The sequence below is a fragment of the Streptomyces sp. NPDC029044 genome, from assembly GCF_040637495.1.
In the GTDB taxonomy this organism is placed as follows: domain Bacteria; phylum Actinomycetota; class Actinomycetes; order Streptomycetales; family Streptomycetaceae; genus Streptomyces.
Window position 1 is genome coordinate 181,645 of the sequence record NZ_JBEZWN010000006.1, and the last position, 26,855, is coordinate 208,499.

Sequence of the window (26,855 nt, forward strand, 5' to 3'; positions counted from 1 at the left end):
CTCGTAGATCGAGGTATGTGTCATGCACGCGTCCCGCCTCAGCAGAAGAGCCGTCCTGGCCGGGACCGCTGCCGCCGCAGCGGCCGTCTCCCTTCCTTTGGCACAAGGGGTGGCGCAGGCTGCCCAGGCCCCCGCGCAGAGCGGCTACCGCTGGCGCAACGCCGTCCAGGGCGGCACGGGCTTCATCACCGGGGTGCTGTTCCACCCCTCCGTCAAGGGGCTCGCCTACCTCCGCACCGACATCGGCGGCGCCTACCGCTGGGACGATCGCAGGGACCGCTGGATCCCGCTGACCGACCACATCGGCTGGGACGACTGGAACCTGCTCGGCGTGGAGGCCATGGCCGTCGACCCGGCGCATCCGGACCGGGTCTACCTCGCCCTCGGCACGTACGCGCAGTCCTGGGCCGGCAACGGGGCCGTGCTGCGCTCGGAGGACCGCGGCGCGACCTGGAAGCGCACCGATCTCACCGTGCAGCTCGGGGCCAACGAGGACGGGCGCGGCTGCGGCGAGCGGCTGCTGGTCGATCCCCGGGACAGCGACACCCTGTGGTTGGGCACCCGGCACGACGGACTGCTCAAGTCGACCGACCGGGGCGCCAGTTGGAAGGCCGTGAGCTTTCCGGCCGTCCCGAGCGCCACCGGCCAGGGGGTAACGCTCCTGGTCGCCGTGGGCCGCAGCGTCTACGCCGGCTGGGGCGACTCCGACGGCACCTCCGCGAACCTCTACCGCACGTCCGACGGCGCCACCTGGGAGGCCGTCCCGGGGCAGCCGACCGGCACCGCCGCCAAGGTCCCGATCCGGGCCGCCTACGACCGGCTCACCCGCGAGCTGTACGTCACCTACGCCAACGCCCCGGGCCCGAACGGGCAGTCCGACGGCAGCGTGCACAAACTGCGTGTCAGCGGCGGGAAGTGGAGTGACGTCACCCCGGTGAAGCCCGGGGGCACGACGGCCGACGGCTCCGCCGACTCCTTCGGCTACGGCGGTGTCGCCGTCGACGCCCGCCGGCCCGGCACGCTCGTCGTCTCCACCAACAACCGCTGGGCCGACATCGACACCGTCTTCCGCTCCACCGACGGCGGCCGCACCTGGACGTCCCTGAAGGACAGGGCCGTCCTCGACGTGTCCGAGACGCCGTACCTCAAGTGGGGCGCGGACAAGCCGAAGTTCGGCTGGTGGATCCAGGCCGTCGGACTGGACCCGTTCGACTCCCGGCACGTGGTCTACGGCACCGGCGCCACCCTCTACGGCACCCGCGACCTCAAGCGCTGGGCCCCGCAGATCCGTGGTGTGGAGGAGGCGTCCGTCCGCCAGCTGATCTCGCCCCCCACCGGGCAGGCCCACCTGCTCAGCGGTTCCGGCGACATCGGCGTGATGTACCACGAGCGGCTCACGGCCTCACCCTCGCGCGGCATGGCGTCGAACCCCGTCTTCGGCACCAGCACCGGCCTGTCCCTCGCCACCGCCAAGCCCTCCTACGTGGTCCGGGCCGGCTGGGGGGACCACGGCAACGGCGCCTGGTCGAACGACGGCGGAAAGACCTGGACCCCCTTCAAGACCCAGCCGGACCCCGCCAGGAGTGCACCCGGCCCGATCGCCACCAACGCCGACGGCAGCGCGCTCCTGTGGTCCTTCGGCACCGCCAACCCCGCCCACCGCTCGACCGACAACGGCGCCACCTGGACCGAGATCCCCACCTTCCCCAAGGGAGCGGCACCCGTCGCCGACCCCCTCGACCCCACCCGCTGCTACGCCTTCGACACCACCACCGGCACACTCTTCGCCAGCACCGACAGCGGACAGACCTTCACCGCGCGGGCCACCGGCCTCAGCTCGGGCGACACCGAGTACCAGCTGGTCGCGGCACCCGGCCGCACCGGCGACCTGTGGCTCAGCCTCAAGGGCAACGGGCTCTACCGCTCCACCGACGGCGGCGCGACCGTCACCAAGGTCGGCAGCTGCCACGCCTCACACACCCTGGGCTTCGGCAAGGCGGCCAGGGGCGCCTCCTACCCGGCGCTCTACATGGTCGGCGCCACGCACACCGTCACCGCCGTGTACCGCTCCGACGACGAGGCGAAGACCTGGACCCGGATCAACGACGACCGCCACCAGTGGGGCTGGACAGGAGCCGCCGTCACCGGCGACCCCCGCGTGTACGGACGGGTCTACGTCGCCACCAACGGACGCGGCGTGCAGTACGGAGAGCCCGTCTGATGCCCGACCTGAGTGAGGTGACCGGGGGCCGGTTGCTGTTCGGCGGGGATTACAACCCCGAGCAGTGGCCCGAGGAGACCTGGCACGAGGACGTGCGGCTGATGAAGGCCGCCCGCGTCAACTCGGTCACCCTCGGTGTCTTCTCCTGGTCGACACTCGAACCAGAGCCGGGAGCCAGGGAGTTCGGCCGGCTCGACACCCTGATGGACCTGATGCACGAGAACGGCATCGGGGTCGTCCTCGCCACCCCGACCTCCTCGCCGCCGCCCTGGATGGGCCGGCTGCACCCCGACACCCTGCCCGTCACCGAGGACGGCCGCACCGAGTGGTGGGGCGGCCGGCAGCATTTCTCGCACTCCAGCGCCACCTACCGGCGCTACGCCGCCGCCATCACAGAGGACCTGGCCGCCCGCTACGGCGGCCACCCGGCCCTCACCATGTGGCACATCAACAACGAGTACTGCACCTACGACTACGGCGACGAGGCCGCAGCCGCCTTCCGGCGGTGGCTGCGCGCGAAGTACGGCACGCTCGACGCCCTCAACGAGGCCTGGGGAACCGCCTTCTGGAGCCAGGGCTACGACACCTGGGACGGCATCCTGCCGCCCCGCCTGCCGCACTACCTGCGCAACCCCGGCCAGGTCCTGGACTTCCGCCGCTTCACCTCCGACATGCTCCTGGAGTGCTGCACCGCCGAGCGGGACATCGTCCGGCGGCACACCCCGCACCTGCCGGTCACCAGCAACTTCATGCCGCTGTGGTTCGGGCAGGACGCCTGGCGCTGGGCCGAGGAGGAGGACGTCGTCTCCGTCGACCTCTACCCGGACCCGCGCGACCCGCTCGGCGCCCAGCACGGCGCCCTGGTCCAGGACATGACCCGCTCCCAGGCGCGCGGCCCGTGGATGCTCATGGAACAGGCGGCCGGGCCGGTCAACTGGCGGGGCGTGAACCACCCCAAGCCCCGCGGCCTCAACCGGCTGTGGTCCCTCCAGGCCGTGGCCCGCGGCGCCGACGCCGTCTGCTACTTCCAGTGGCGCCAGTCCCGGCAGGGCGCGGAGAAGTTCCACTCCGGCATGGTCAGCCACGCGGGGGAGGAGGGGCGGACGTACCAGGAGGTCAAGCGGCTCGGCGCCGACCTGGAGCGGATCGCGCCCGAGGTGACCGGCCGGAACCTCGCCGCGCACGTCGCCGTCCTGCACGACTGGCACGCCTGGTGGGCCGGCGCCCAGGACGGCCGCCTGTCCAGCCGGGTGGAGTACCCGGACGTCCTGCGCGCCTGGCACCGGGCCCTGTGGCAGGCGCACCTCACCACCGACTTCGCCCATCCCGAGCACGACCTGACGCCGTACTCGCTGGTCGTCGCGCCGCAGCTGTACGCCCTCACCGACACCGCGACCGACAACCTCCTCGCCTACGTACGGCAGGGCGGCACCCTCGTCTGCGGGTTCCAGACCGGTGTCGCCGACGAGGACGACCGGGTCCGCCCCGGCGGCATGGACGCCCGGCTGCGCGCACTGTTCGGCATCCGCACGCTGCACGAATGGTGGCCCCTGGACGAGGGGGAGACCGTCGCCTGCGAGGGCTTCGGCGGCACGCTGTGGTCCGAGGAACTGGAGGGGGACGGCACCGCCGAGGAGACCATCCCCTACCAGGGCGGTGAACTCGACGGGCTGCCCGCCGTCCTGCGCAAGGGCCGGGCCTGGTACGTCTCCACGCTCCCCGAGCCCGGGGCGCTGCGCGGCCTGCTGGCCGCGATCGCCGACGGCGTGGGCGTCCGGCCGGTGCTCGACGGTCTCCCCGAGCAGGTCGAGGCCGTACGCCGGGGCGAGGTGCTGTTCGTGCTCAATCACGGCCGCGAGCCGGTGACCGTCGATGTGCCCGGCACCCACCGCGACCTGCTGACCGGTACCGACGTCACCGACCGGGTCACCCTCGGCCGCTACGAGGCGGCGGTGCTCCGGCCATGACCGCCTCCGCTCCCGTCCACGGCACCCGGGAACCGCAGCCGGCCGCCCGCTGGGAGGGCGCCTTCCCCACCGGCGACGGCCGGCACGGCGCCCTGGTCTGCGGCGATCCGCACGCCGAGCGGGCCGTCGTCACCCGCCGCGTCGAACTCCGCGCTCCCTCCGGCACAGAATCCCTCCACCTGGTCGCCGGAGAGGGCCACGTCCTCACCCTGAGGACGTGGTAGTTCCCCCCACCCCCCCCACCCATGGAAGGGACACCATGGCATCAAGCACGCTGCGCCGGGTCACCAAGGCCCTGCTGGCCCCCACCCTGGCACTCGGCGCCACGATCGGCCTCGCCTCCGCCCCCGCCTCCGCCGCCGTCTGGAACTCCTGCGATCAGTGGGGCAACACGAACCTGAACGGCTACACGCTCTACAACAACATCTGGGGCTCCGGCGCAGGCAGCCAGTGCATCTGGGCCAACTCCGGCACCAACTGGGGTGTCTGGGCCAACCACCCCAACACCGGCGGCATCAAGTCGTACCCCAACCAGACGAAGGCGATCAACAAGTCGATCACCTCGCTGGGCTCGCTCTCCAGCAGCTACAACGTCAGCGTCCCGTCGTCCGGCGCGTACAACACGTCGTACGACATCTGGGACACGGACCACGACTACGAGATCATGCTCTGGGTCAACAAGACCGGACCCGTCGGCCCGCTCGGCAGCTCGCAGGGCACCGTCAGCCTGGGCGGCCACTCCTGGAACGTCTTCAAGGGCACCAACGGAGCCAACGAGGTGTTCTCGTTCATCCGCACCTCCAACTCCAGCTCCGGCACCGTGAACATCCTGCCGATCCTGAAGTGGATCAAGGACACCAAGAAGTGGATGGGCAACGAGACGATCGGTGACGTGCAGTTCGGCTACGAGGTCACCTCGTCGTCCGGCGGGCTGAACTTCACCACCAACAACCTGACGGTCAGCAGCAGCTGATCCGTCCCGGGGGCCGGGGCCGGGTCGTGCCGTCAGGTGCGCTCGACCCCGGCCCGCAGCGCGTCGTACTCCGCGAAGGCCGACTCGACCTCGCCGCGGGTCAGACCGTAACGGGACAGGTCGTAGGTGTGCTTGCGGGTGCCCTTCGGACGGGCGACGGCCGCGGCGAGCCGGGACGCTTCGGCCTCGGTCCACCGGGCGCCGACGGCGGCGTACAGCTTCGGCGCGCCGGACGCCGGGTCGGAACCGAGCCAGGAGTAAGGGACGTCCACCAACTGCTGCGGGGGGATGGCGGCCCGGGCCGCGAGACCGCGGGTCATGGCCCGGCTCAGCAGCTCCAGCCAGGTGGCTCCGATGCCGGCCGGGTCGACGGGGCGGGTGCTGACGGCCATGCCGTGCTCGATCAGGGAGCAGAAGGACGCCACGGCGGTCACCGGATCGCGGTGGCACCACACGATCGTGGCATCGGGGAACACCGTCAGCAGCGCGTCCAGATTCTCCAGGTGCATGGGGGACTTGAGCATCCAGCGCCGCCGCGGACGGCCGTACTGGAGCACCTGGTAGACCTGCTTGAGGTACCGGTAGTCGGCGGTGAAGTCCCGCGCGCAGTGCCAGGCCTGGTACTCGGGGATGCGCGCCTGGGAGAACGGCATCAGGGCGTGCGGCAGCGCGAAGGTGCACTCCTCCGGGCCCTCGGCCGCCATCGCGTGGATGTCGCGGAAGCGCGGCGCGAACAGGTCCGTGCCCCGGACCATCCGCCGCCCGGCCGCGATCGCCCTGCGCCGCTCACGGGGCGGCAACTCCAGGTCCGGCGCGAGCAGTTCCCACAGCAGAGGGCTGCGGTGCTCCGCGGAGACCGACAGCACCGAGTGGGTGACGGTGGTCGCGGTGCGGGGCAGCCCGACGACGAACACCGGCTTCTCGACGGGTTCCCGTTCGATCTCCGGGTGCTCGGCGATCAGCCGCCGCACCCGCGCCCGGTTGGCGAGGTGCCGCCGGACGTGCCCCTGCGCGGCCTGCCAGCCGACCGGGGTGAGGTGCTCCGCCTTCGCCCACCAGCCCAGCAGGTCCCGGAAGCCGTCGACGAACTCCCGGTCTCCCGGGGCCTCGCCGGCCTCCACCACGATGCGGTCGAAGATCCGGCCGGGATCACGACGGGACCCGAAGGCCGGCCGCAGCAGCAGACCGGCCACGGTGAGGGCAAGCGGTGAAGAGGACACGACAAGACCCTATCGACCGAACTGCCCCATGTCGCACGCATGCCGAGGGACGGCCGGAATCCGACCGGCACGTCACGCACCGGCCGCCCCACGGCCACGGCTACTCCGCCACAGGCAGCCGTGCCCCGTCCCGCAGGAACAGCGGGATGCGGTCCAGCGGGGCGTCGACCGTCACGGACCGGCCGCCCTCGTACGCCTCACCCGTCCACGCGTCCGTCCAGGACGCCCCGGCCGGCAGGTACGCCGTACGGGCGGTGGCGCCGGCCGTCAGCACCGGGGCGACCAGCAGGTCGGGGCCGAACAGGTAGGAGTCGTCGACCGACCAGGCCGCCCGGTCGTCGGGGAACTCCAGGAACAGCGGCCGCATCACCGGCAGGCCCTCCTCGTGGGCCGCCCGCATCACGTCCAGCACGTACGGCTTCAGCCGCTCGCGCAGCCGCAGGTACCGCTCCAGGATCGCCCCGGCCTCCTCGCCGTACGACCACACCTCGTTCGGGCCGCCCGTCATCTCCGGGCCCAGCGGCATGCCCGGGTCGCGGAAGCCGTGCAGCCGCATCAGCGGGGACAGCGCGCCGAACTGGAACCAGCGGACCATCACCTCCCGGTACGCCGGGTCGTCCGGGTCGCCGCCGTGGAAGCCGCCGATGTCGGTGTTCCACCACGGGATGCCCGACAGGGCCGTGTTGAGGCCCGCCGCGATCTGGCGGCGCAGGGTCGGGAAGTCCGTGCCGATGTCACCGGACCACAGGGCGGCGCCGTAGCGCTGACTGCCCGCCCAGGCCGAGCGGTTGAGGGTGACGATCTCCTCCTCGCCGGTGGCGAGCAGACCCTCGTAGAACGTGCGGGCGTTCTCCGCGGGGTAGGCGTTGCCGACCTCCAGGCCCGGGCCCGCCCAATAGCGCAGGTTCTCCTGGAAGCCGGGCTTGAGCTCCGGCTCGCAGGCGTCCAGCCAGAACGCCGTGATGCCGTACGGGTCGAGGTAGTTCTCCTTCACCTTCGACCACACGAACTCCCGGGCCTCGGGGTTCGTGGCGTCGTAGAAGGCCACCTGGACCGTGGAGGCGACCTCCTTGTCGGGCCAGTCGGCGTGCGCCATCGGGCCGTACTGGGTGCCGATGAACCAGCCGCGCTGCTCCAGGACCGGATGGTTCTCGCTCAGGGGCGACACCGACGGCCAGACGCTCACCACCAGCTTGATGCCGAGCTCCTCCAGCTCCCGCACCATCGCCGCCGGGTCCGGCCACTCCTTCGGGTCGAACTTCCAGTCGCCGAGGTGCGTCCAGTGGAAGAAGTCGCAGACGATCGCCGAGATCGGCAGTCCCCGCCGCTTGTACTCCCGGGCCACCGCCATCAGCTCGTCCTGGGTGCGGTAGCGCAGCTTGCACTGCCAGAAGCCCGCCGCCCACTCCGGCAGCATCGGGGGCCGGCCGGTCACCGCACTGTAGCGGCGCTGTCCGTCGGCCGGGTCGCCCGCCGTGATCCAGTAGTCGATCTGCCGGGCCGAGTCGGCGACCCAGCGGGTGCCGTTGTGTGCCAGCTCCACGCGGCCGATCGCCGGGTTGTTCCACAGCAGGGTGTAGCCCCGGCTGGAGCTGAGCACCGGGATGCCGACCTCGGCGTTGCGCTGGACCAGGTCCAGCACCAGGCCCTTCTGGTCCAGGCGCCCGTGCTGGTGCTGGCCGAGGCCGTACAGCTTCTCGTCGTCGTAGGCGGCGAAGCGCTGCTCCAGGCGGTGGTGGCCGTTGCCGACGGCCGTGTAGAGGCGGGAGCCGGGCCACCAGAAGTGGGCGCGGTCCTCGGCGAGGATCTCGGTTGAGTCGTCCGTGCGCAGGAAGCGGATCAGGCCCTCGGCGCTCACCTCGACGGTGAGCGCGCCGACGGTCAGCAGTCCCCGGCCGTCCTCGGTCTTCACCGTGGACGGTGTCGCGGGAGCCTCGTCGAGCAGGGCGCCCGGCAGCCCTTCGAGGACGGGGCCGCCGAGCCGGGCACGGACCCGGACCGCGTCCGGACCCCATGGCTCGATCCGTACGGTCTCCTGGCGGCCGCTCCACTCCAGCGCGCCGTCCCGCTCGCGGAACGTGCCGACGGTCGGGGAGGACTGCGCCAGGCTCACCTGGGGCTGGGTTTCAGCAGGCTGATTCACGGGGTGGGCTCCTGTGCGGAAGCAGACATGGGGGTGCCCCGGAAGGGGCGCTGTTCAATGCCGGGAGTGACGGAGACTCAATGACGGGGAGTGACTACGACCGGCTCGGCGCCGGTCCCGTGCTCCCCCGTGCCGTCAGCTCGGGCGCGATCAGCACGACCTCGTCGCTGCCGCGCCCGTCGAGCTTGGCCACCAGGTGGTCCACGGCGTGCCGCCCCATCTCCTGCGCGGGGATGGCGACCGACGTGAGCCGCACGGAGGCCTGCATCGCGACCTGGTCCGGGCAGATCGCGACCACCGACACGTCCTCCGGCACGGCCCGGCCCTGCTGTCGCAGCAGCGCGAGCAGCGGCTCGACCGCCGACTCGTTCTGCACGATGAGCCCCGAGGTGTCCGGGCGCTCGTCGAGGATCCGGGCGAGGGTCACCGCCATCGCGTCGTAGCCGCCCTCGCACGGCCGGTGCAGCAGCCGGACCCCCAGCTCCCGGGAACGGGACCTGAGTCCGTCCAGGGTGCGTTCGGCGAAGCCGGTGTGCCGCTCGTAGACGGCCGGAGCCTCCCCGATGACGGCGATGTCCTGGTGGCCCTGCTTGGCCAGGTGCTCCACGCACAGGGCGCCCGTCGCCCGGAAGTCCAGATCGACGCAGGTCAGGCCCGAGGTGTCGGCGGGCAGTCCGATCAGCACGGACGGCTGGTCCGTCTCCCGCAGCAACGGCAGCCGCTCGTCTTCGAGTTCGACGTCCATCAGGATCATCCCGTCGGCGATGCCGCTGCCCGCCACGCGGCGCACCGCGTCGGGGCCCTCCTCGCCGGTGAGCAGCAGCACGTCGTACCCGTGGGCGCGGGCGGAGGTCGCCACGGCGATGGCGATCTCCATCATCACGGGCACGTACATGTCCGTGCGCAGCGGGACCATCAGCGCGATGATGTTCGACTTGCTGCTGGCCAGGGCACGGGCCCCGGCGTTCGGGTGGTAGCCGAGCTCGCGGATGCTCCGCTCGACCCGCTGCCGGGTGTTCGCGGAGATGGACCGCTTGCCGCTGAGGACATAGCTCACCGTGCTCGCCGAGACTCCGGCGTGCTGGGCGACCTCGGCAAGGGTGACCATCCAGCTCTCCAAGCTCTTGTGAAGCGCTTCGACAGTGCGCGTAGCTGATAACGGTGGGTGGGGGTGGTTCGACAGTAGCCCCAGCAGGAGTGGGTGTCCATAGGTTATCGAAGCGCTTCGACGCGTATTTCCCGGAGCGCTCTCAGAGCCCGGAGCGGCCGCCGGGACGGCACCTCGATGCAACACCGTCGTCGGACGCGCGACAAGTGCCGGGGCCGCCCCGCCCCCCTTCGGCTGAACGGACGCGCGAGGACTGGTGGGAGCGTCCGGATTCGGGTACCAACGATCCAGTAGCACTGGTCGGTAACGAAACGGTCCTCCATCTTCTAGTTGCGGCGAGGTGCCCCTCATGTCCGCTTCCACCACCCCTTCTTCCCGTCCCGCCGTCACCGAGCGGGAGGCCCGTGAGGTGGCGGAGGCCGCCCGGGAACAGCACTGGCGCAAGCCCAGCTTCGCCAAGGAGCTGTTCCTCGGCCGCTTCCGGCTCGACCTCATCCATCCCCACCCCCTCCCGGACGACGAGGCGTCCCAGCGCGGCGAGGAGTTCCTCGCCAAGCTCCGCGACTTCGTCGAGACCAAGGTCGACGGTGCCCTCATCGAGCGCGAGGCCCGGATCCCCGACGACGTGATCGACGGGCTGAAGGAACTCGGCGCCTTCGGCATGAAGATCGACACCAAGTACGGCGGGCTCGGCCTCGGGCAGGTCTACTACAACAAGGCGCTCACCCTGGCCGGCTCCGCCAGTCCCGCGATCGGCGTGCTGCTCTCCGCGCACCAGTCGATCGGCGTGCCCCAGCCGCTCAAGCTGTTCGGCACCCAGGAGCAGCGCGAGCGCTTCCTGCCGCGCTGCGCCCGCACGGACATCAGCGCCTTCCTGCTCACCGAGCCCGACGTCGGCTCCGACCCGGCCCGCCTCGCCACCACCGCGATCCCCGACGGCGACGAGTACGTCCTCGACGGCGTGAAGCTGTGGACCACCAACGGCGTGGTCGCCGACCTGCTGGTCGTGATGGCCCGGGTGCCGAAGAGCGAGGGCCACCGCGGCGGCATCACGGCCTTCGTCGTGGAGACGAACGCGCCGGGCGTCACCGTCGAGAACCGCAACGCCTTCATGGGCCTGCGCGGCATCGAGAACGGCGTCACGCGCTTCCACCAGGTCCGCGTCCCCGCCGCCAACCGCGTCGGCGAGGAGGGTCAGGGCCTCAAGATCGCCCTGACCACGCTCAACACCGGACGGCTCTCCCTGCCCGCGTCCTGCGTCGCGGCCGGCAAGTGGTGCCTGAAGATCGCCCGGGAGTGGTCGGCGGCACGCGAGCAGTGGGGCAAGCCCGTCGCGCACCACGAGGCGGTCGGCTCCAAGATCTCCTTCATCGCGGCGACCACCTTCGCCCTGGAGGCCGTGACGGACCTGGCCTCGCAGATGGCCGACGAGGACCGCAACGACATCCGCATCGAAGGCGCCCTCGCCAAGCTCTACGCCTCCGAGATGGCCTGGACGATGGCCGACGAACTCGTCCAGATCCGCGGCGGCCGCGGCTTCGAGACGGCCGAGTCGCTGAGGGCCCGCGGTGAGCGCGGCGTCCCCGCCGAGCAGCTCCTGCGGGACCTGCGGATCAACCGCATCTTCGAGGGCTCCACCGAGATCATGCACCTGCTGATCGCGCGCGAGGCCGTCGACGCCCACCTGTCGGTCGCCGGCGACCTCATCGACCCCGAGAAGACCCTCGGAGACAAGGCCAGGGCCGGCGCCAACGCGGGCGTGTTCTACGCCAAGTGGCTGCCGAAACTGGTCGCGGGACCCGGCCAGCTGCCGGCCTCCTACGGTGAGTTCAAGCACGAGGTGGACCTCTCCGGGCACCTGCGCTACGTCGAGCGCACCGCCCGCAAGCTCGCCCGCTCCACCTTCTACGCCATGTCCCGCTGGCAGGGCCGCATGGAGTCCAAGCAGGGCTTCCTCGGCCGGATCGTCGACATCGGCGCCGAGCTGTTCGCCATGAGCGCGTCCTGCGTCCGGGCCGAACTCCTGCGCGGCCAGGGCGACCACGGCCGCGAGGCCTACCAGCTCGCCGACGTCTTCTGCCGCCAGTCCAGGATCCGCGTCGAGGAGCTCTTCACCCGTCTGTGGACCAACACCGACGACCTCGACCGCAAGGTCGTCAAGGGCGTCCTGTCCGGCACGTACACATGGCTGGAGCAGGGCATCGTCGACCCGTCGGGCGACGGCCCCTGGATCGCGGACGCGACACCGGGCCCGAGCCGGAAGGAGAACGTCCACCGGCCGATCCGGTAGCCCCGGCCTCCCGGGGGCGCGCAAGGAGGTGGCGCGCGCCCCCGGGAAGGGGATGCGCTGTCCTCACACACCGGCCTTACGGCAACAATGGAGCAATGAGCGACAGTCCAGCCCCCCTCGCCGACCCGCACCTCGTCTACGACCCCGTAGCGGGCGACGGCCCCAAGGACGTGGTGATCCTCGGCTCCACCGGGTCCATCGGCACCCAGGCCATCGACCTCGTGCTGCGCAACCCCGGCCGGTTCCGGGTCACCGGCCTCTCGGCCAACGGCGGGCGGGTCGCCCTCCTCGCCGAGCAGGCGTACCGGCTGCGGGTGCGGACGGTCGCCGTGGCCCGCGAGGACGTCGTACCGGCCCTGCGCGCGGCGCTCACCGCGCAGTACGGCACGGGCGAGCCGCTCCCCGAGATCCTCGCCGGCCCGGACGCGGCGTCCCAGGTCGCAGCCTCCGACTGCCACACGGTCCTGAACGGCATCACCGGCTCCATCGGACTCGCCCCGACCCTGGCCGCCCTGGAGGCGGGGCGCACCCTCGCGCTCGCCAACAAGGAGTCGCTCATCGTGGGCGGCCCGCTGGTCAAGGCCCTCGCCAAGCCCGGGCAGATCATCCCGGTCGACTCCGAGCACGCCGCCCTCTTCCAGGCCCTGGCCGCCGGCACCCGCGCCGACGTCCGCAAGCTGGTCGTCACCGCCTCCGGCGGCCCCTTCCGCGGCCGCACGAAGGCCGAGCTGGCGGACGTCACCGTCGAGGACGCCCTCGCCCACCCCACCTGGGCCATGGGCCCGGTCATCACGATCAACTCCGCGACCCTCGTCAACAAGGGCCTGGAGGTCATCGAGGCACACCTCCTCTACGACATTCCCTTCGACCGCATTGAGGTCGTCGTGCATCCCCAGTCGTATGTCCACTCGATGGTTGAGTTCACGGATGGATCGACACTGGCCCAGGCGACCCCGCCCGACATGCGCGGGCCCATCGCTATCGGCCTCGGCTGGCCCGAGCGCGTCCCCGACGCGGCGCCCACCTTCGACTGGAGCAAGGCCTCGACCTGGGAGTTCTTCCCGCTCGACAACGAGGCCTTCCCTTCGGTGAACCTCGCCCGGCACGTCGGTGAGCTCGCGGGCACCGCCCCGGCGGTGTTCAATGCGGCCAACGAGGAGTGCGTGGAGGCGTTCCGTCAGGGCGCGCTGCCCTTCGACGGGATCATGGACACCGTCACCCGGGTCGTCGAGGAGCACGGCACCCCGGGTACGGGAACCTCACTCACGGTGTCGGACGTCCTCGAAGCGGAGACCTGGGCGCGGACCCGGGCCCGGCAACTGGCGGCACAGACGGCGGAGGCCCGTGCATGACGACCCTGATGTTCATCCTCGGCATACTCCTCTTCGCGGTCGGCCTGCTGTTCTCGATCGCGTGGCACGAGCTGGGGCACCTGTCCACCGCCAAGCTCTTCGGCATCCGCGTGCCGCAGTACATGGTCGGTTTCGGCCCCACCCTCTTCTCGCGCAACAGGGGCGAGACGGAGTACGGCATCAAGGCCATCCCGTTCGGCGGCTACATCCGCATGATCGGCATGTTCCCGCCGGGCCCCGACGGCCGGATGGAAGCCCGCTCCACCTCCCCCTGGCGCGGCATGATCGAGGACGCCCGCACCGCCGCCTACGAGGAGCTCAAGCCGGGCGACGAGAACCGCATGTTCTACACGCGCGCCCCCTGGAAGCGCGTGATCGTGATGTTCGCGGGCCCCTTCATGAACCTGGTCCTCGCGGTGGCGCTGTTCCTCACCGTCCTGATGGGCTTCGGCATCACCCAGCAGACCACCACGGTCAGCTCGGTCTCCCAGTGCGTCATCGCGCAGAACGAGAACCGCGACAAGTGCGAGAAGGGCGACCCGGCCGCCCCGGCCGCCGCCGCCGGCCTCAAGGCGGGCGACAAGATCGTCTCCTTCAACGGTGTGAAGACCGACGACTGGAACAAGCTGTCCGACCTCATCCGCGCCACCCCCGGCAAGGAGGTGCCGATCGTCGTCGAGCGGAGCGGCCAGGACGTCACCCTGCACGCGAAGATCGCCACGAACCAGGTCGCCAAGAAGGACGCCTCCGGCCAGATCGTCGAGGGCCAGTACGTCCAGGCCGGCTTCCTCGGCTTCAGCGCCGCCACCGGCGTGGTCAAGCAGGACTTCGGCGACTCGGTGACCTGGATGGGCGACCGCATCGGTGAGGCCGTCGACTCCCTCGCCGCCCTCCCGGGCAAGGTGCCGGCGCTGTGGAACGCGGCCTTCGACGGCGCCGAGCGCGAGGCCGACTCCCCGATGGGCGTGGTCGGCGCGGCCCGCGTCGGCGGCGAGATCTTCACCCTCGACATCCCGCCCACCCAGCAGCTGGCCATGGCCCTCATGCTGGTCGCCGGCTTCAACCTCTCCCTGTTCCTGTTCAACATGCTCCCGCTGCTGCCGCTCGACGGCGGTCACATCGCGGGCGCCCTGTGGGAGTCGCTGCGCCGCAACACGGCCAAGGTGCTGCGCCGGCCGGACCCGGGCCCCTTCGACGTGGCGAAGCTCATGCCCGTCGCCTACGTGGTCGCCGGGATCTTCATCTGCTTCACCATCCTGGTCCTGATCGCCGACGTGGTTAACCCGGTGAGAATCTCCTAGTCATACGGCGTTCGTGGCGGCCCGGCATGCTTTTCGCCGGGCCGCCTCCCATTGGGTGGCACGGTGGGTGGGATGTGCCCGCCCCGAGGCATGTGCCGTAATCTCGGAGCTCGGAGCCCGCTGCTCACGGGACCGGACCTTGATCCACGACTTGGGGTTGCACAGCAGATGACTGCGATTTCTCTCGGCATGCCGTCCGTTCCGACCAAGCTCGCCGAGCGCCGGAAGAGCCGCAAGATCCAGGTCGGATCCGTGGCCGTCGGCGGAGACGCCCCCGTCTCGGTGCAGTCGATGACCACGACCCGCACCTCCGACATCGGCGCGACGCTCCAGCAGATCGCCGAACTGACGGCCTCCGGCTGCCAGATCGTCCGGGTCGCCTGTCCCACGCAGGACGACGCCGACGCCCTGGCGACCATCGCGCGCAAGTCGCAGATCCCGGTGATCGCGGACATCCACTTCCAGCCGAAGTACGTCTTCGCCGCCATCGAGGCCGGCTGCGCGGCGGTCCGCGTCAACCCCGGCAACATCAAGCAGTTCGACGACAAGGTCAAGGAGATCGCCAAGGCGGCCCGGGACCACGGCACCCCGATCCGCATCGGCGTCAACGCGGGCTCCCTCGACCGCCGCCTCCTCCAGAAGTACGGCAAGGCGACCCCCGAGGCCCTCGTCGAGTCGGCCCTGTGGGAGGCGTCCCTCTTCGAGGAGCACGACTTCCGGGACATCAAGATCTCCGTCAAGCACAACGACCCGGTCGTCATGATCGAGGCGTACAAGCAGCTCGCCGCCCAGTGCGACTACCCGCTGCACCTCGGCGTCACCGAGGCGGGCCCGGCCTTCCAGGGCACCATCAAGTCGGCGGTGGCCTTCGGCGCGCTGCTGAGCCAGGGCATCGGCGACACGATCCGGGTGTCCTTGAGCGCGCCGCCGGCCGAGGAGGTCAAGGTCGGCATCCAGATCCTGGAGTCGCTGAACCTCAAGGAGCGCGGCCTGGAGATCGTCTCCTGCCCGTCCTGCGGCCGCGCCCAGGTCGACGTCTACAAGCTGGCCGAAGAGGTCACCGCCGGCCTCACCGGCATGGAGGTCCCGCTCCGCGTCGCCGTCATGGGCTGCGTGGTGAACGGCCCCGGCGAGGCCCGCGAGGCCGACCTCGGCGTCGCCTCCGGCAACGGCAAGGGTCAGATCTTCGTCAAGGGCGAGGTCATCAAGACCGTCCCCGAGTCCAAGATCGTGGAGACCCTCATCGAAGAGGCCATGAAGCTGGCCGAGCAGATGGAGAAGGACGGCGTGATCTCGGGCGAGCCGTCGGTGGCGGTCGCGGGCTGAGCCCCTTCGATCGGCGGTTCCCCGGTGCCCCGTCTTTCAGGGGCGCGGGGAACCGCGCGCCCAGCCACATCGGACCCGCACACGCCGCCGAACCGTTCCCCGCGGGCTCCCAGGCGCCCCACCCAAGCAGCGCAGCTATAGTGCGGAGACCAGCAACCCCAGTTCGTGAGGCCCGCACGTGTTGACGCAGACCACCTCACGGGTCCTCGAACCGAGCGACCTGGACGCGGCGCTCGCCGTCCTCGACCGCGAGCCGGTCGCGAACGCCTTCGTGACGTCCCGCGTACAGGTCGCCGGACTCGACCCGTGGCGGCTCGGCGGCGAGATGTGGGGCTGGTACGAGGACGGCATACTCACCTCCCTGTGCTACGCGGGCGCCAACCTGGTCCCGATCTGCGCAGGCCCGCGCGCCGTCCGCGCCTTCGCCGACCGTGCCCGCCGGGCCGGCCGCCGCTGCTCCTCCATCGTCGGCCCCTCCGGCGCCACCTCCGACCTGTGGCGGTTGCTGGAACCCCAGTGGGGCCCGGCCCGCGAGGTCCGCCGGCACCAGCCCCTCATGGTCACCGACCGCCTCCCGGCCGGCATCACCCCGGATCCCTACGTCCGTCGCGTCCGCAAGGACGAGATGGAGACGATCATGCCGGCGTGCGTCGCGATGTTCACCGAGGAGGTCGGCGTCTCCCCGCTGGCCGGCGACGGCGGCCTGCTCTACCAGGCCCGCGTCGCCGAACTCGTCGGCTCCGGCCGCGCCTTCGCCCGCTTCGACGCGGACGGCAAGGTCGTCTTCAAAGCCGAGATCGGCGCCGCGACGGACCGCGCCTGCCAGATCCAGGGCGTGTGGGTGGCCCCCGAGTACCGGGGCACCGGCCTGGCGGCCCCCGGCATGGCGGCCGTGCTGCGCTACGCCCTGGCCGACGTCGCCCCCGTGGTCAGCCTCTACGTCAACGACTTCAACACGGCGGCCAGGAAGGCCTATCAGAGGGTGGGCTTCCAGGAAGTGGGAGCTTTCATGAGCGTCCTGTTCTGAAGTGCCCCTCGGGGCGCGGGGCCTTGTCCATGTGCGGCTCCGCCGCGTGGGCGCGCTCAGCCGAAGACCACCATGACCCGGGTGACAACCGAAAGCCCCCTGTAGGCTCCCCGCATGGACCTGGTGATCGGCCCACTCGACCTCTCCGCCCACGTAGACGAGGCGCTGGCCGTCCAAGCCGTGGCCTTCGGCCTGGGCCCGGACGAGGTGGCCGTCCGACGCCAGATCGTCCTGCGTCACATGACGTACCCGGGGGCCCGCGCCCTCGGCGCCACAGCCGACGGCAGCCTCGTCGGCTTCGTCTACGGCATGCCCAACGACCGCACCCACTGGTGGTCCACCGTCGTCGAGCCCTACCTCCGCGCCCAGGACAACGACCACTGGCTCGACGACAGCTTCGTGATCACCGAACTGCACGTCCACCCCGCGTACCAGAACCGCGGCCTCGGACGCTCCCTGATCACCACGATCACCGACGGCGCCGCCGAACCCCGCTCGATCCTGTCCGCGATCGACACCGAGAGCCCCGCCCGCGCCCTCTACCGCTCCCTCGGCTACCAGGACCTCGCCCGCCAGGTCCTCTTCCCGAGCGCCCCGAAGCCGTACGCGGTGATGGGAGCCCCGCTCCCGCTCCTGCGCCGCTAACCGATTTCCACCGCCCCGCACCCCCCGGCTAACCTCCTGCCATCACCTACACGCAGGAGCAGAGGAACCATGGCGAACGTACCGGTCCAGCGCATGTCCCAGTTGTTGGCGAAGACGTTGCGCGACGACCCGGCGGACGCCGAGGTCCTCAGCCACAAGCTCCTCGTGCGGGCCGGCTACGTGCGCCGCACCGCCGCCGGCATCTGGAGCTGGCTGCCGCTGGGCAAGAAGGTGCTGGCCAACGTCGAGCGGATCGTCCGTGAGGAGATGGACGCCGTCGGCGCCCAGGAGGTCCTGCTCCCCGCGATCCTGCCCCGCGAGCCCTACGAGGCCACCGGCCGCTGGGAGGAGTACGGCCCCGAGCTGTTCCGCCTCCAGGACCGCAAGGGCGGCGACTACCTCCTCGGCCCCACCCACGAGGAGATCTTCACCCTCCTGGTGAAGGACCAGGCGTCCTCCTACAAGGACCTGCCGGTCATCCTCTACCAGATCCAGAACAAGTACCGCGACGAGGCCCGGCCCCGTGCCGGCATCCTGCGCGGCCGCGAGTTCCTGATGAAGGACTCCTACTCCTTCGACACCGAGGACGAGGGCCTCGCGAAGTCCTACGCCCTGCACCGCGAGGCCTACCAGAAGATCTTCGCGCGCCTCGGCCTCGACTACCGCATCTGCGCCGCGACGGCCGGTGCGATGGGCGGTTCCAAGTCCGAGGAGTTCCTGGCCCCGGCCGAGGCCGGCGAGGACACCTTCGCCGACTGCCCCACCTGCGACTTCGCCGCGAACACCGAGGCGATCACGTACGAGTTGAAGTCCGTCGACGGCTCGGACGTGCCGGCCGCCGAGGACATCCCCACCCCCGACACCCCGACCATCGAGACCCTCGCGGCCTCCCTCGGCGTCCCCGCCTCGGCCACGCTGAAGAACCTCCTCGTGAAGGTCGACGGCGAGATCGTCGCCGTGGGCGTCCCCGGGGACCGCGAGGTCGACATGGACAAGGTCGAGGCGCACTTCGCCCCGGCCGCCGTCGAACTGGTCACCGAGACGGACTTCGCGGCCCGCCCCGACCTGGTCCGGGGCTACGTCGGACCGCGGGGCCTGGAGAAGGTCACCTACATCGCCGACCCGCGCGTGGCCCCCGGCACGTCCTGGATCACGGGCGCGAACAAGGCCGGCACGCACACGAAGAACGTGGTCGCGGGCCGCGACTTCGAGGTCGGCGAGTACGTCGACGTCGTCGTCGTGCAGGAGGGCGACCCCTGCCCGAAGTGCGGCACGGGCCTCGTCCTCGACCGCGCCATCGAGATCGGCCACATCTTCCAGCTGGGCCGCAAGTACGCCGACGCCCTCAAGCTCGACGTCCTCGGCCAGAACGGCAAGCCGGTCCGCGTCACCATGGGCTCCTACGGCATCGGCGTCTCCCGCGCGGTCGCCGCCCTGGCCGAGCAGAGCGCCGACGACAAGGGCCTGTGCTGGCCCGCCGAGGTCGCCCCGGCCGACGTCCACGTGGTCGCCGCGGGCAAGGCCCTCCAGACCGAACTGGCCCTGGACATCTCCCAGAAGCTGGCCGCCGCCGGTGTCCGCGTCCTGGTCGACGACCGCCCCGGCGTCTCGCCGGGCGTCAAGTTCACGGACTCCGAGCTGATCGGCGTACCGCAGATCCTGGTGGCCGGCCGGCGCGCGGCCGACGGCGTGGTGGAACTGAAGGACCGCCGCACCGGCGAGCGCGAGGAACTGACGGTCGAGGAAGCCGTCGCCCGCCTCACGGCGTAGCACCGACAGGACCGGGCGGACTGGCCGAAACAGTCCGCCCGGTGCTCGACGACAAAGACCGAGTCGGCGGCCCGAAGCCCTACAGCCAGCTCGCGAACTCCAGCAACAGCTCCGCGTCGCGCGGGCGGCCGACCCGTCCCGCCCGCACGCCCGACTCCACGGCCCTGAACAGCGTCCAGCCCCGCAGCCGCTCCTGGTCCACGTCCAGGGACTCGGCGAGCCGCTTCACCCGGCGCCGGGTCGTGGCCGCGCCGGACGGCTGGGCGATCAGGTCCTCCACCCGGTCCCGGACCAGCCGGGCCAGATCGAAGGCGCACTCGCCCACCACCGGGTCGGGCCCCACGGCCAGCCACGGCATCCGCTCCCCGGCGAGCACCTTGCTCTGCCGGAACGTGCCGTGCAGCAACCGCTGTTCGGGCGGCGCGGCCAGCAGCTCCGCGCGCGCCGCGAGCGCCACGTCGACCAGGGGCGCCACCTCGGGAGCGGCCTGTGCGCGCGCCCGCATCGCCTCCGCCTGCCGCCCGGTCCGCTCGGCCACGGTCTCGAAGGGGACGCCGGCGGGCGGCTCCACCCACAGCCGCCGCAACGTCCCCGCCGCCTCCAGCAGCGCCTTCGCCTCCGGCAGCGACCGCACCGACACGTCCGGATGCAGCCGCTCCAGCAGCAGCACGCCCTCGGTGGAGGACTCCTCGAGCAGCTGCACCGCACCCCGCCCGGCCCAGTGCGCCAGCGCGGCCCGCTCCGCCTCCGGGCGGGCCCGGCCCGGCGCCAGCTTGAGCACGGCCGGCGTCCCGTCCGCCGCCCGCACCAGCACGACCAGGCTGCTGCGCCCGCCGGGCACCTGCACCCGCTCCACGGTCAACTCGCGTAGCGCGACGGCCCGCTGCGCCGCCCCGGGCAGCTTCTCCAGCCAGTCGTCACCGTCCGGTGCCGTCTCACCGAGCGCCCTGACCAGGCGCTTCGGCGGTTCGAAAACCATGAGCGAGTCGTTCCCTTCGTGCCGTCCTCGGTGCGTGCCCCGCGCGGGTCACGCCGTCGGCGCCGCCGAGGGCGGGGCCGTTCCGGCCCGCTCCGCGAGCCCAGGGAAGGCTACGCTCTCGCCGCGCCAGCGCACCGCACGTACCGCCGCCTCCCGCAGCGCCTCCGCGGCCAGGGCCCGCCGCCCCCCGCCCGCCGCGCGCACCAGGTCGGCGTACACCCCGGCCACCCGGTCCTCCAGCTCGGCGGCGAGCCGCACGGCCGCCGCCGAGTCCGGCACCTGGAACGGCAGCGCGTAACCGGCGGACGCGGCCACCGGCCTGCCCCCCAGGTCCTTCACCTCACGCACCAGCGCATCCCGGCGTGCCCGGTGCGCGTCGTACGCCGTGAGTGCCTCGGTGCGGCGGCCGTCAGCGATCCTCCCGCCGACCACGCCGTAGCCGTACACCGCCGCGTGCTCGGCCGCCAGCGCCGTCTGAAGGGCCCGCAGCTCCCGGTCCTTCTCCTCGCTCACGCGGCCTCCTCCGTCAGCAGGTACACGTGCACCGCTCCGGCCGCCGCCACCGACGCCAGCAGTCGCGCCAGCTCACCCGGCACCCCGCCCAGCGCCTTGGCCCGCCGGTCGGCGAGTTCCTTCTCCGCCGCGGCGAGCCCGGCGAGGGCGTCCTTGTCGTTGTCCGGCACGGCCGCGGACGGTGAGGCCGGGGCCGACGAGGACACCGGTGCCGAAGGGGACGCCGAGGGCGATGCTTTCCGGCCACCGCCGAGGGCTCGTGCGTGCCGGACGACCTCCTCGCGCAGCGGCCGCAACCGGCCCGCGAGTCCCGGCCGGGCGGCGATCACCGCGTCGTAGCGCTCCACCAGCGCCTCGCTGTCCCGGGCCGCACGCGCGCGTGCCCGGTCGGCGGCCGGCTGGCCGTCCCCGGCCGGGTCACCGGAATGCCCGCCCGTGCAGCCCGTCAGGGCGAGAGCCGCCGGGGCGACGGCGAGCAGGCTCCTTCTGCGCGGACCCGAGCGGGCACGCGGCGATGGGGGGAACGGCACGTCAGACGTCCTCGGGGCTCGTTTCGAGAAACATTCGAGAAAGAAGGGACTGCGAAGGGCGGCACGCCCGTGATCACGGTACCCGGGCCCCCGCCCCGCATCACTCAGCGGCACCGTTCGTGACCGGGTGGACGGCAACACTCCCCGCGACCGGATACCCTTTGACCAGACACGCGACCCATCCCACAACAGCACACGCGGCCGAGGAGTCACCCGGATGAGCACCACCCAGAGCGAGAGGCTGCGAGAGCTACTGGAACCGCTCGTCAGCTCCCAGGGCCTGGATCTCGAAGAGATCGAGGTGGACTCCGTCGGACGCAAGCGTGTGCTGCGCGTCGTCGTCGACTCGGACACGGGCGCCGACCTGGACCAGATCGCCGATGTGAGCCGCGTGCTCTCGGCGAAGCTCGACGAGACGGACGCGATGGGCGAGGGCGAGTACACCCTCGAAGTGGGCACCCCGGGCGCGGAGCGCCTCCTCACGGAACACCGGCACTACGTCCGCGCCACCGAGCGGCTGGTGAAGTTCCAGCTGGCCGAGGGCGGCGAGCTGGTCGCCAGGATCCTGAAGGTCGATGACGAGGGTGTCGACACCGAGGTGCCGGGGGTGAAGGGCCGCAAGGCCACCGCCCGCAGACTCGCCTTCGACGACATCGTCCGGGCACGTGTCCAGGTCGAATTCAGCCGCAAGGACAACAAGAAGGAAGAGGAGGCGTAGCCGTGGACATCGACATGAGCGCCCTGCGGGGCTTGGTTCGGGAGAAGGAGATCTCCTTTCCCCTGCTGGTCGAGGCGATCGAGTCGGCCCTCCTCATCGCCTACCACCGCACCGAGGGAAGCCGCCGCCACGCGCGCGTGGAGCTCAACCGGGAGACCGGCCATGTGACCGTGTGGGCGAAGGAGGACCCCGACGACCTCGAGGAGGGCCAGGAGCCCCGCGAGTTCGACGACACCCCGTCCGGCTTCGGTCGTATCGCCGCCACCACGGCCAAGCAGGTCATCCTCCAGCGCCTGCGCGACGCCGAGGACGACGCGACGCTCGGCGAGTACGCCGGCCGCGAGGGTGACATCGTCACCGGCGTGGTCCAGCAGGGCCGCGACCCGAAGAACGTGTTGGTCGACATCGGCAAGCTGGAGGCCATCCTGCCCGTGCAGGAGCAGGTTCCGGGGGAGACCTACCCGCACGGCATGCGCCTGCGCAGCTACGTCGTCCGGGTCGCCAAGGGCGTCCGCGGCCCGTCCGTGACGCTGTCGCGCACGCACCCGAACCTGGTGAAGAAGCTCTTCGCCCTGGAGGTGCCGGAGATCGCCGACGGCTCGGTGGAGATCGCCGCGATCGCCCGTGAGGCCGGTCACCGCACGAAGATCGCCGTCCGCTCCACCCGCTCCGGCCTGAACGCCAAGGGCGCCTGCATCGGCCCCATGGGCGGCCGCGTGCGCAACGTCATGGGCGAGCTGAACGGTGAGAAGATCGACATCGTCGACTGGTCGGAGGACCCGGGCGACATGGTGGCGAACGCGCTGTCGCCGGCCCGGGTCTCCAAGGTGGAGATCGTGGACATGGCGACCCGGTCGGCCCGGGTGACCGTGCCCGACTACCAGCTGTCGCTGGCCATCGGCAAGGAAGGGCAGAACGCCCGCCTCGCGGCCCGCCTGACCGGCTGGCGGATCGACATCCGTCCGGACACCGAGCAGGCCGGGAACGGCTCCGAGGAATAGATCCAAGCCGCGCGTCGTTCAGAACGCGACAGGTTCCCGCGCGGCAACTGTTCGATCCCTGCCCCAAAGGGGTGAGGGGCGTACGGGGAGGTAGACTTAACAGTGTCTGGCCGGACGCGCGCCCGCGCATGCCCTGAACGCACCTGTGTGGGGTGTCGGGAGCGAGCGGCCAAGGCCGAACTGCTGCGGATCGTAGCGATCAAGGACGAGTGCGTCCCTGATCCACGCGGTACGCTGCCCGGCCGGGGTGCGTACGTTCACCCCGCACCGGTCTGTCTCGACCAGGCGGTACGCCGCCGGGCGTTCCCGCGGGCACTGCGCGTCCCGGGGCCGCTCGACACAAAGGCGTTGCGTCGATACGTCGAGCAGACAACAGTTGCCGAGCAGGCAACACCGTAAGACGTGCCGTGCGGAACCCCGTACGGCTAGGTACCTCGCGAGTCGAAAGCAGGTCGAGATTGCGATGAGCACTCGATGAGTACGCGATGAGTACGCCCATGAACTAGCGACGGTCCGGACGCAACCCGGACCTCAAAGGAGCGAAGTGGCTAAGGTCCGGGTCTACGAACTCGCCAAGGAGTTCGGCGTCGAGAGCAAGGTCGTCATGGCCAAGCTCCAGGAACTCGGTGAATTCGTCCGTTCGGCGTCTTCGACGATCGAAGCGCCTGTTGTACGCAAGCTGACGGACGCCCTCCAGCAGGGCAGCGGTGGCGGCAAGCCCGCCCCTGCCCGCAAGGCTGCCCCGGCGAAGCCGGGCGCCCCCTCTCCCGCGCAGGCTGCCCGTCCGGCCGCCCCGCGCCCGCCGGCCCCCAAGCCGGCCGCCGCAGAGAAGCCCGCGGCTCCGGCCGCGCCGGCCACTCCCGGCCCCCGTCCCACCCCGGGCCCGAAGCCCGCGCCGCGGCCCGCCCCGGCGTCCCCGGCTCCGACCACGCCCGAGTTCACGGCACCCCCGGCGGCTCCCGCCGCACCGGCCGCCTCGCAGGGCCAGGGTCAGGGCTCCGGCCCGCGTCCGGGCGCCCCGCGTCCGGCCGGCCAGGCGCCGCGTCCGGGTGCTCCGCGCCAGGGCGGTCCCGGCCAGGGAGGCCAGGGCCGTGGTGACCGCGGTGACCGTCCCGGCGCCCCGCGTCCGGGTGGCGGCGCCCCACGCCCCGGTGCCCGTCCGGCGGGTCCCCGCCCGGGCAACAACCCCTTCACCTCTGGTGGCTCCACCGGCATGGCGCGCCCGCAGGCGCCCCGTCCGGGCGGTGCCCCGCGTCCGGGCGGCCCCGGTGCGCCCGGTGGCGCCCCGCGTCCGCAGGGCCAGGGCCAGGGCGGCCCCCGTCCGCAGGGCGCCGGCGGCGGTCCTCGTCCGCAGGCTCCGGGCGGCGCGCGTCCGACCCCGGGCGGCATGCCCCGCCCGCAGGGCGGTGGCCCGCGTCCCGGCGGCGGTCCCGGTGGCCCGCGTCCGAACCCCGGCATGATGCCGCAGCGTCCTGCTGCCGGCCCGCGTCCCGGCGGCGGTGGCCCCGGCGGCCGCGGTCCCGGTGGCGGCGGTCGTCCCGGTGGCGGCGGCGGTCGTCCGGGTGGCGGCGGCTTCGCCGGCCGTCCCGGTGGCGGCGGTGGCGGTTTCGCCGGCCGTCCCGGTGGTCCCGGTGGCGGTGGCGGCGGTTTCGCCGGCCGTCCCGGTGGTCCCGGCGGCGGTGGCCGTCCCGGCTTCGGCGGTCGTCCCGGCGGTCCCGGTGGCCGTGGTGGCACGCAGGGTGCCTTCGGCCGTCCCGGTGGTCCCGCGCGTCGCGGTCGCAAGTCGAAGCGGCAGAGGCGCCAGGAGTACGAGGCCATGCAGGCCCCGTCGGTCGGCGGTGTGATGCTGCCTCGCGGCAACGGCGAGACCGTTCGCCTGTCGCGCGGTGCCTCCCTCACCGACTTCGCGGAGAAGATCAACGCCAACCCGGCGTCGCTCGTCGCGGTCATGATGAACCTCGGCGAGATGGTCACGGCCACGCAGTCCGTCTCCGACGAGACGCTCCAGCTCCTCGCCGACGAGATGAACTACACGGTTCAGATCGTCAGCCCCGAGGAGGAGGACCGCGAGCTCCTGGAGTCCTTCGACATCGAGTTCGGCGAGGACGAGGGCGACGAGGAGGACCTGATGGTCCGCCCGCCCGTCGTCACCGTCATGGGTCACGTCGACCACGGTAAGACCCGGCTCCTCGACGCCATCCGCAAGACGAACGTCATCGCGGGCGAGGCCGGCGGCATCACCCAGCACATCGGTGCCTACCAGGTCGCGACCGAGGTCAACGAGGAAGAGCGCAAGATCACCTTCATCGACACCCCGGGTCACGAGGCGTTCACCGCCATGCGTGCCCGTGGTGCCCGGTCGACGGACATCGCGATCCTCGTCGTCGCGGCCAACGACGGCGTCATGCCGCAGACGGTCGAGGCGCTCAACCACGCCAAGGCGGCCGAGGTCCCGATCGTCGTCGCGGTCAACAAGATCGACGTCGAGGGCGCCGACCCGACCAAGGTGCGCGGTCAGCTGACCGAGTACGGCCTGGTGGCCGAGGAGTACGGCGGCGACACCATGTTCGTCGACATCTCCGCCAAGCAGGGTCTGCACATCGACTCCCTGCTGGAGGCCGTGATCCTCACGGCCGACGCCTCGCTCGACCTGCGGGCCAACCCGCACCAGGACGCGCAGGGCATCTCGATCGAGTCCCGCCTCGACCGCGGCCGCGGTGCCGTGTCGACGGTCCTCGTCCAGCGCGGCACCCTGCGGGTCGGCGACACCATGGTGGTCGGCGACGCGTACGGCCGCGTCCGGGCGATGCACGACGACAACGGCAACAGCGTCGCCGAGGCCGGTCCCTCGACGCCGGTTCAGGTCCTGGGCCTGACCAACGTCCCGGGTGCGGGCGACAACTTCCTGGTGGTCGACGAGGACCGTACGGCCCGTCAGATCGCCGAGAAGCGCGCCGCCCGTGAGCGCAACGCCGCGTTCGCCAAGCGCACGCGCCGCGTGTCGCTGGAGGACCTGGACAAGGTGCTCAAGGCCGGCGAGGTCCAGCAGCTGAACCTGATCATCAAGGGTGACGCTTCCGGATCGGTCGAGGCCCTGGAGTCCTCGCTGCTCCAGCTGGACGTCGGCGAAGAGGTCGACATCCGCGTCCTGCACCGCGGCGTCGGTGCGGTCACGGAGTCCGACATCGACCTGGCCATGGGCTCCGACGCCATCGTCATCGGCTTCAACGTGCGCGCCGCCGGGCGTGCGCAGCAGATGGCCGAGCGCGAGGGTGTCGACGTCCGGTACTACTCGGTCATCTACCAGGCGATCGAGGAGATCGAGGCGGCCCTCAAGGGCATGCTCAAGCCGGAGTACGAAGAGGTCGAGCTCGGCACGGCGGAGATCCGCGAGGTCTTCAAGTCGTCCAAGCTGGGCAACATCGCGGGTGTTCTCATCCGCTCCGGCGAGGTCAAGCGCAACACCAAGGCGCGCCTCATCCGCGACGGCAAGGTGGTCGCGGAGAACCTCAACATCGAGGGCCTGCGTCGCTTCAAGGACGACGTCACCGAGATCCGCGAAGGGTTCGAGGGCGGTATCAACCTCGGCAACTTCAACGACATCAAGGTCGACGACGTCATCGCGACGTACGAGATGCGCGAGAAGCCGCGCGTCTGACCTGAGTCACGATCGGGGCCGATCGGCGGGACTTATTCCGTCGATCGGCCCCGGCCGTTGCGTGTACGGTTCCCGTATCGGCGTCGAAGCGTGGCGCCCGTACCCCGAACCGG

Annotated in this window: 21 protein-coding genes; 15 read left to right on the forward strand and 6 right to left on the reverse strand. The window is 71.6% G+C overall.

Annotated elements, in window-relative coordinates:
• The first annotated feature begins 22 nt into the window (after nucleotides 1-22).
• From AB0E85_RS08450 to AB0E85_RS08465, 4 genes are read left to right on the forward strand one after another with little or no spacing between them, the layout of a single operon-like run.
• Nucleotides 23-2,221, forward strand: coding sequence for a 1,4-beta-glucanase (locus AB0E85_RS08450; RefSeq protein WP_361923962.1), 2,199 nt, complete (start codon nucleotides 23-25; stop codon nucleotides 2,219-2,221).
• The gene (locus AB0E85_RS08455; RefSeq protein WP_361923964.1) at nucleotides 2,221-4,188 is read left to right on the forward strand and encodes a beta-galactosidase; all 1,968 of its coding nucleotides are present in this window, start codon (nucleotides 2,221-2,223) and stop codon (nucleotides 4,186-4,188) included. Before AB0E85_RS08450 ends, AB0E85_RS08455 begins: the two co-directional genes overlap by 1 nt.
• On the forward strand, nucleotides 4,185-4,412 hold the full coding sequence (locus tag AB0E85_RS08460; RefSeq protein WP_361923966.1) for a hypothetical protein: 228 nt from the start codon (nucleotides 4,185-4,187) through the stop codon (nucleotides 4,410-4,412). The genes AB0E85_RS08455 and AB0E85_RS08460 overlap by 4 nt, the downstream gene beginning before the upstream one ends.
• 35 nt (nucleotides 4,413-4,447) lie before the next feature.
• Nucleotides 4,448-5,161, forward strand: coding sequence for a hypothetical protein (locus AB0E85_RS08465; RefSeq protein ID WP_361923968.1), 714 nt, complete (start codon nucleotides 4,448-4,450; stop codon nucleotides 5,159-5,161).
• 32 nt (nucleotides 5,162-5,193) lie between these two features.
• Here AB0E85_RS08465 and AB0E85_RS08470 read toward each other — a convergent pair whose 3' ends face one another.
• The 3 genes from AB0E85_RS08470 to AB0E85_RS08480 form a co-directional block, all read right to left on the reverse strand.
• Nucleotides 5,194-6,381: a sulfotransferase gene (locus AB0E85_RS08470; protein WP_361923970.1), complete on the reverse strand. Its 1,188-nt coding sequence runs from the start codon at nucleotides 6,379-6,381 to the stop codon at nucleotides 5,194-5,196.
• Between the two features lie 100 nt (nucleotides 6,382-6,481).
• Nucleotides 6,482-8,524 carry a glycoside hydrolase family 31 protein gene (locus AB0E85_RS08475; protein ID WP_361923972.1) on the reverse strand — a complete coding sequence of 681 codons (2,043 nt, stop codon included), beginning with the start codon at nucleotides 8,522-8,524 and terminating at the stop codon, nucleotides 6,482-6,484.
• A 94-nt stretch (nucleotides 8,525-8,618) separates the two neighbouring features.
• Nucleotides 8,619-9,632, reverse strand: a complete 1,014-nt coding sequence (locus AB0E85_RS08480) for a LacI family DNA-binding transcriptional regulator (protein WP_361923974.1) — start codon at nucleotides 9,630-9,632, stop codon at nucleotides 8,619-8,621.
• Between the two features lie 349 nt (nucleotides 9,633-9,981).
• Here AB0E85_RS08480 and AB0E85_RS08485 point away from each other — a divergent pair, with 349 nt between their 5' ends.
• The 7 genes from AB0E85_RS08485 to AB0E85_RS08515 all read left to right on the forward strand — a co-directional run bounded on the left by AB0E85_RS08485 (nucleotide 9,982) and on the right by AB0E85_RS08515 (nucleotide 19,343).
• Nucleotides 9,982-11,922, forward strand: coding sequence for an acyl-CoA dehydrogenase family protein (locus AB0E85_RS08485; protein ID WP_361923976.1), 1,941 nt, complete (start codon nucleotides 9,982-9,984; stop codon nucleotides 11,920-11,922).
• Between the two features lie 95 nt (nucleotides 11,923-12,017).
• Nucleotides 12,018-13,274: a 1-deoxy-D-xylulose-5-phosphate reductoisomerase gene (gene dxr / locus AB0E85_RS08490; protein WP_361923978.1), complete on the forward strand. Its 1,257-nt coding sequence runs from the start codon at nucleotides 12,018-12,020 to the stop codon at nucleotides 13,272-13,274.
• Nucleotides 13,275-13,282: 8 nt separating this feature from the next.
• Entirely contained in the window at nucleotides 13,283-14,575 is a 1,293-nt protein-coding gene (locus tag AB0E85_RS08495) for a site-2 protease family protein (RefSeq protein ID WP_361924068.1), read from the forward strand.
• A gap of 168 nt (nucleotides 14,576-14,743) precedes the next feature.
• Nucleotides 14,744-15,901, forward strand: coding sequence for a flavodoxin-dependent (E)-4-hydroxy-3-methylbut-2-enyl-diphosphate synthase (ispG, locus tag AB0E85_RS08500; RefSeq protein ID WP_352096987.1), 1,158 nt, complete (start codon nucleotides 14,744-14,746; stop codon nucleotides 15,899-15,901).
• Nucleotides 15,902-16,079: 178 nt separating this feature from the next.
• The gene (locus tag AB0E85_RS08505) at nucleotides 16,080-16,928 is read left to right on the forward strand and encodes a GNAT family N-acetyltransferase (protein ID WP_361923981.1); all 849 of its coding nucleotides are present in this window, start codon (nucleotides 16,080-16,082) and stop codon (nucleotides 16,926-16,928) included.
• A gap of 114 nt (nucleotides 16,929-17,042) precedes the next feature.
• Entirely contained in the window at nucleotides 17,043-17,573 is a 531-nt protein-coding gene (locus AB0E85_RS08510) for a GNAT family N-acetyltransferase (protein ID WP_361923983.1), read from the forward strand.
• A gap of 69 nt (nucleotides 17,574-17,642) precedes the next feature.
• Nucleotides 17,643-19,343, forward strand: coding sequence for a proline--tRNA ligase (locus AB0E85_RS08515; RefSeq protein WP_361923985.1), 1,701 nt, complete (start codon nucleotides 17,643-17,645; stop codon nucleotides 19,341-19,343).
• 79 nt (nucleotides 19,344-19,422) lie between these two features.
• Here the strand turns inward: AB0E85_RS08515 and AB0E85_RS08520 are convergent, their stop codons facing one another.
• The 3 genes from AB0E85_RS08520 to AB0E85_RS08530 are packed head-to-tail and all read right to left on the reverse strand — an operon-like array spanning nucleotide 19,423 to nucleotide 21,365.
• Nucleotides 19,423-20,322, reverse strand: a complete 900-nt coding sequence (locus AB0E85_RS08520; protein WP_361923987.1) for an aminoglycoside phosphotransferase family protein — start codon at nucleotides 20,320-20,322, stop codon at nucleotides 19,423-19,425.
• A 48-nt stretch (nucleotides 20,323-20,370) separates the two neighbouring features.
• Complete coding sequence (locus tag AB0E85_RS08525; RefSeq protein WP_361923989.1) at nucleotides 20,371-20,835, reverse strand: ferritin-like domain-containing protein; 465 nt, start codon at nucleotides 20,833-20,835, stop codon at nucleotides 20,371-20,373.
• Nucleotides 20,832-21,365, reverse strand: coding sequence for a hypothetical protein (locus tag AB0E85_RS08530; RefSeq protein WP_361923991.1), 534 nt, complete (start codon nucleotides 21,363-21,365; stop codon nucleotides 20,832-20,834). Before AB0E85_RS08530 ends, AB0E85_RS08525 begins: the two co-directional genes overlap by 4 nt.
• Before the next feature lie 217 nt (nucleotides 21,366-21,582).
• Between AB0E85_RS08530 and rimP the strand changes: the two genes are divergently transcribed.
• From rimP to infB, 4 genes are all read left to right on the forward strand, one after another.
• Nucleotides 21,583-22,083: a ribosome maturation factor RimP gene (gene rimP / locus AB0E85_RS08535; protein WP_361923993.1), complete on the forward strand. Its 501-nt coding sequence runs from the start codon at nucleotides 21,583-21,585 to the stop codon at nucleotides 22,081-22,083.
• 2 nt (nucleotides 22,084-22,085) lie between these two features.
• The gene (gene nusA, locus AB0E85_RS08540; protein ID WP_361923995.1) at nucleotides 22,086-23,084 is read left to right on the forward strand and encodes a transcription termination factor NusA; all 999 of its coding nucleotides are present in this window, start codon (nucleotides 22,086-22,088) and stop codon (nucleotides 23,082-23,084) included.
• A 102-nt stretch (nucleotides 23,085-23,186) separates the two neighbouring features.
• Nucleotides 23,187-23,483 (forward strand): YlxR family protein, encoded by a 297-nt coding sequence (locus AB0E85_RS08545; RefSeq protein WP_107459168.1) that lies wholly within the window; start codon nucleotides 23,187-23,189, stop codon nucleotides 23,481-23,483.
• 145 nt (nucleotides 23,484-23,628) lie between these two features.
• The gene (gene infB, locus AB0E85_RS08550) at nucleotides 23,629-26,742 is read left to right on the forward strand and encodes a translation initiation factor IF-2 (protein WP_361923997.1); all 3,114 of its coding nucleotides are present in this window, start codon (nucleotides 23,629-23,631) and stop codon (nucleotides 26,740-26,742) included.
• The last annotated feature ends 113 nt before the right edge of the window (nucleotides 26,743-26,855 follow it).

What these genes read in the sequence shown, in the direction of transcription:
- AB0E85_RS08450 (WP_361923962.1), top strand. Translation starts at nt 23, where the DNA reads ATGCACGCGTCCCGCCTCAGCAGAAGAGCCGTCCTGGCCGGGACCGCT.
- AB0E85_RS08455 (WP_361923964.1), top strand. Translation starts at nt 2,221, where the DNA reads ATGCCCGACCTGAGTGAGGTGACCGGGGGCCGGTTGCTGTTCGGCGGG.
- AB0E85_RS08460 (WP_361923966.1), top strand. Translation starts at nt 4,185, where the DNA reads ATGACCGCCTCCGCTCCCGTCCACGGCACCCGGGAACCGCAGCCGGCC.
- AB0E85_RS08465 (WP_361923968.1), top strand. Translation starts at nt 4,448, where the DNA reads ATGGCATCAAGCACGCTGCGCCGGGTCACCAAGGCCCTGCTGGCCCCC.
- AB0E85_RS08480 (WP_361923974.1), bottom strand. Translation starts at nt 9,632, where the DNA reads ATGGTCACCCTTGCCGAGGTCGCCCAGCACGCCGGAGTCTCGGCGAGC.
- AB0E85_RS08485 (WP_361923976.1), top strand. Translation starts at nt 9,982, where the DNA reads ATGTCCGCTTCCACCACCCCTTCTTCCCGTCCCGCCGTCACCGAGCGG.
- dxr (WP_361923978.1), top strand. Translation starts at nt 12,018, where the DNA reads ATGAGCGACAGTCCAGCCCCCCTCGCCGACCCGCACCTCGTCTACGAC.
- AB0E85_RS08495 (WP_361924068.1), top strand. Translation starts at nt 13,283, where the DNA reads ATGTTCATCCTCGGCATACTCCTCTTCGCGGTCGGCCTGCTGTTCTCG.
- ispG (WP_352096987.1), top strand. Translation starts at nt 14,744, where the DNA reads ATGACTGCGATTTCTCTCGGCATGCCGTCCGTTCCGACCAAGCTCGCC.
- AB0E85_RS08510 (WP_361923983.1), top strand. Translation starts at nt 17,043, where the DNA reads ATGGACCTGGTGATCGGCCCACTCGACCTCTCCGCCCACGTAGACGAG.
- AB0E85_RS08515 (WP_361923985.1), top strand. Translation starts at nt 17,643, where the DNA reads ATGGCGAACGTACCGGTCCAGCGCATGTCCCAGTTGTTGGCGAAGACG.
- AB0E85_RS08520 (WP_361923987.1), bottom strand. Translation starts at nt 20,322, where the DNA reads ATGGTTTTCGAACCGCCGAAGCGCCTGGTCAGGGCGCTCGGTGAGACG.
- rimP (WP_361923993.1), top strand. Translation starts at nt 21,583, where the DNA reads ATGAGCACCACCCAGAGCGAGAGGCTGCGAGAGCTACTGGAACCGCTC.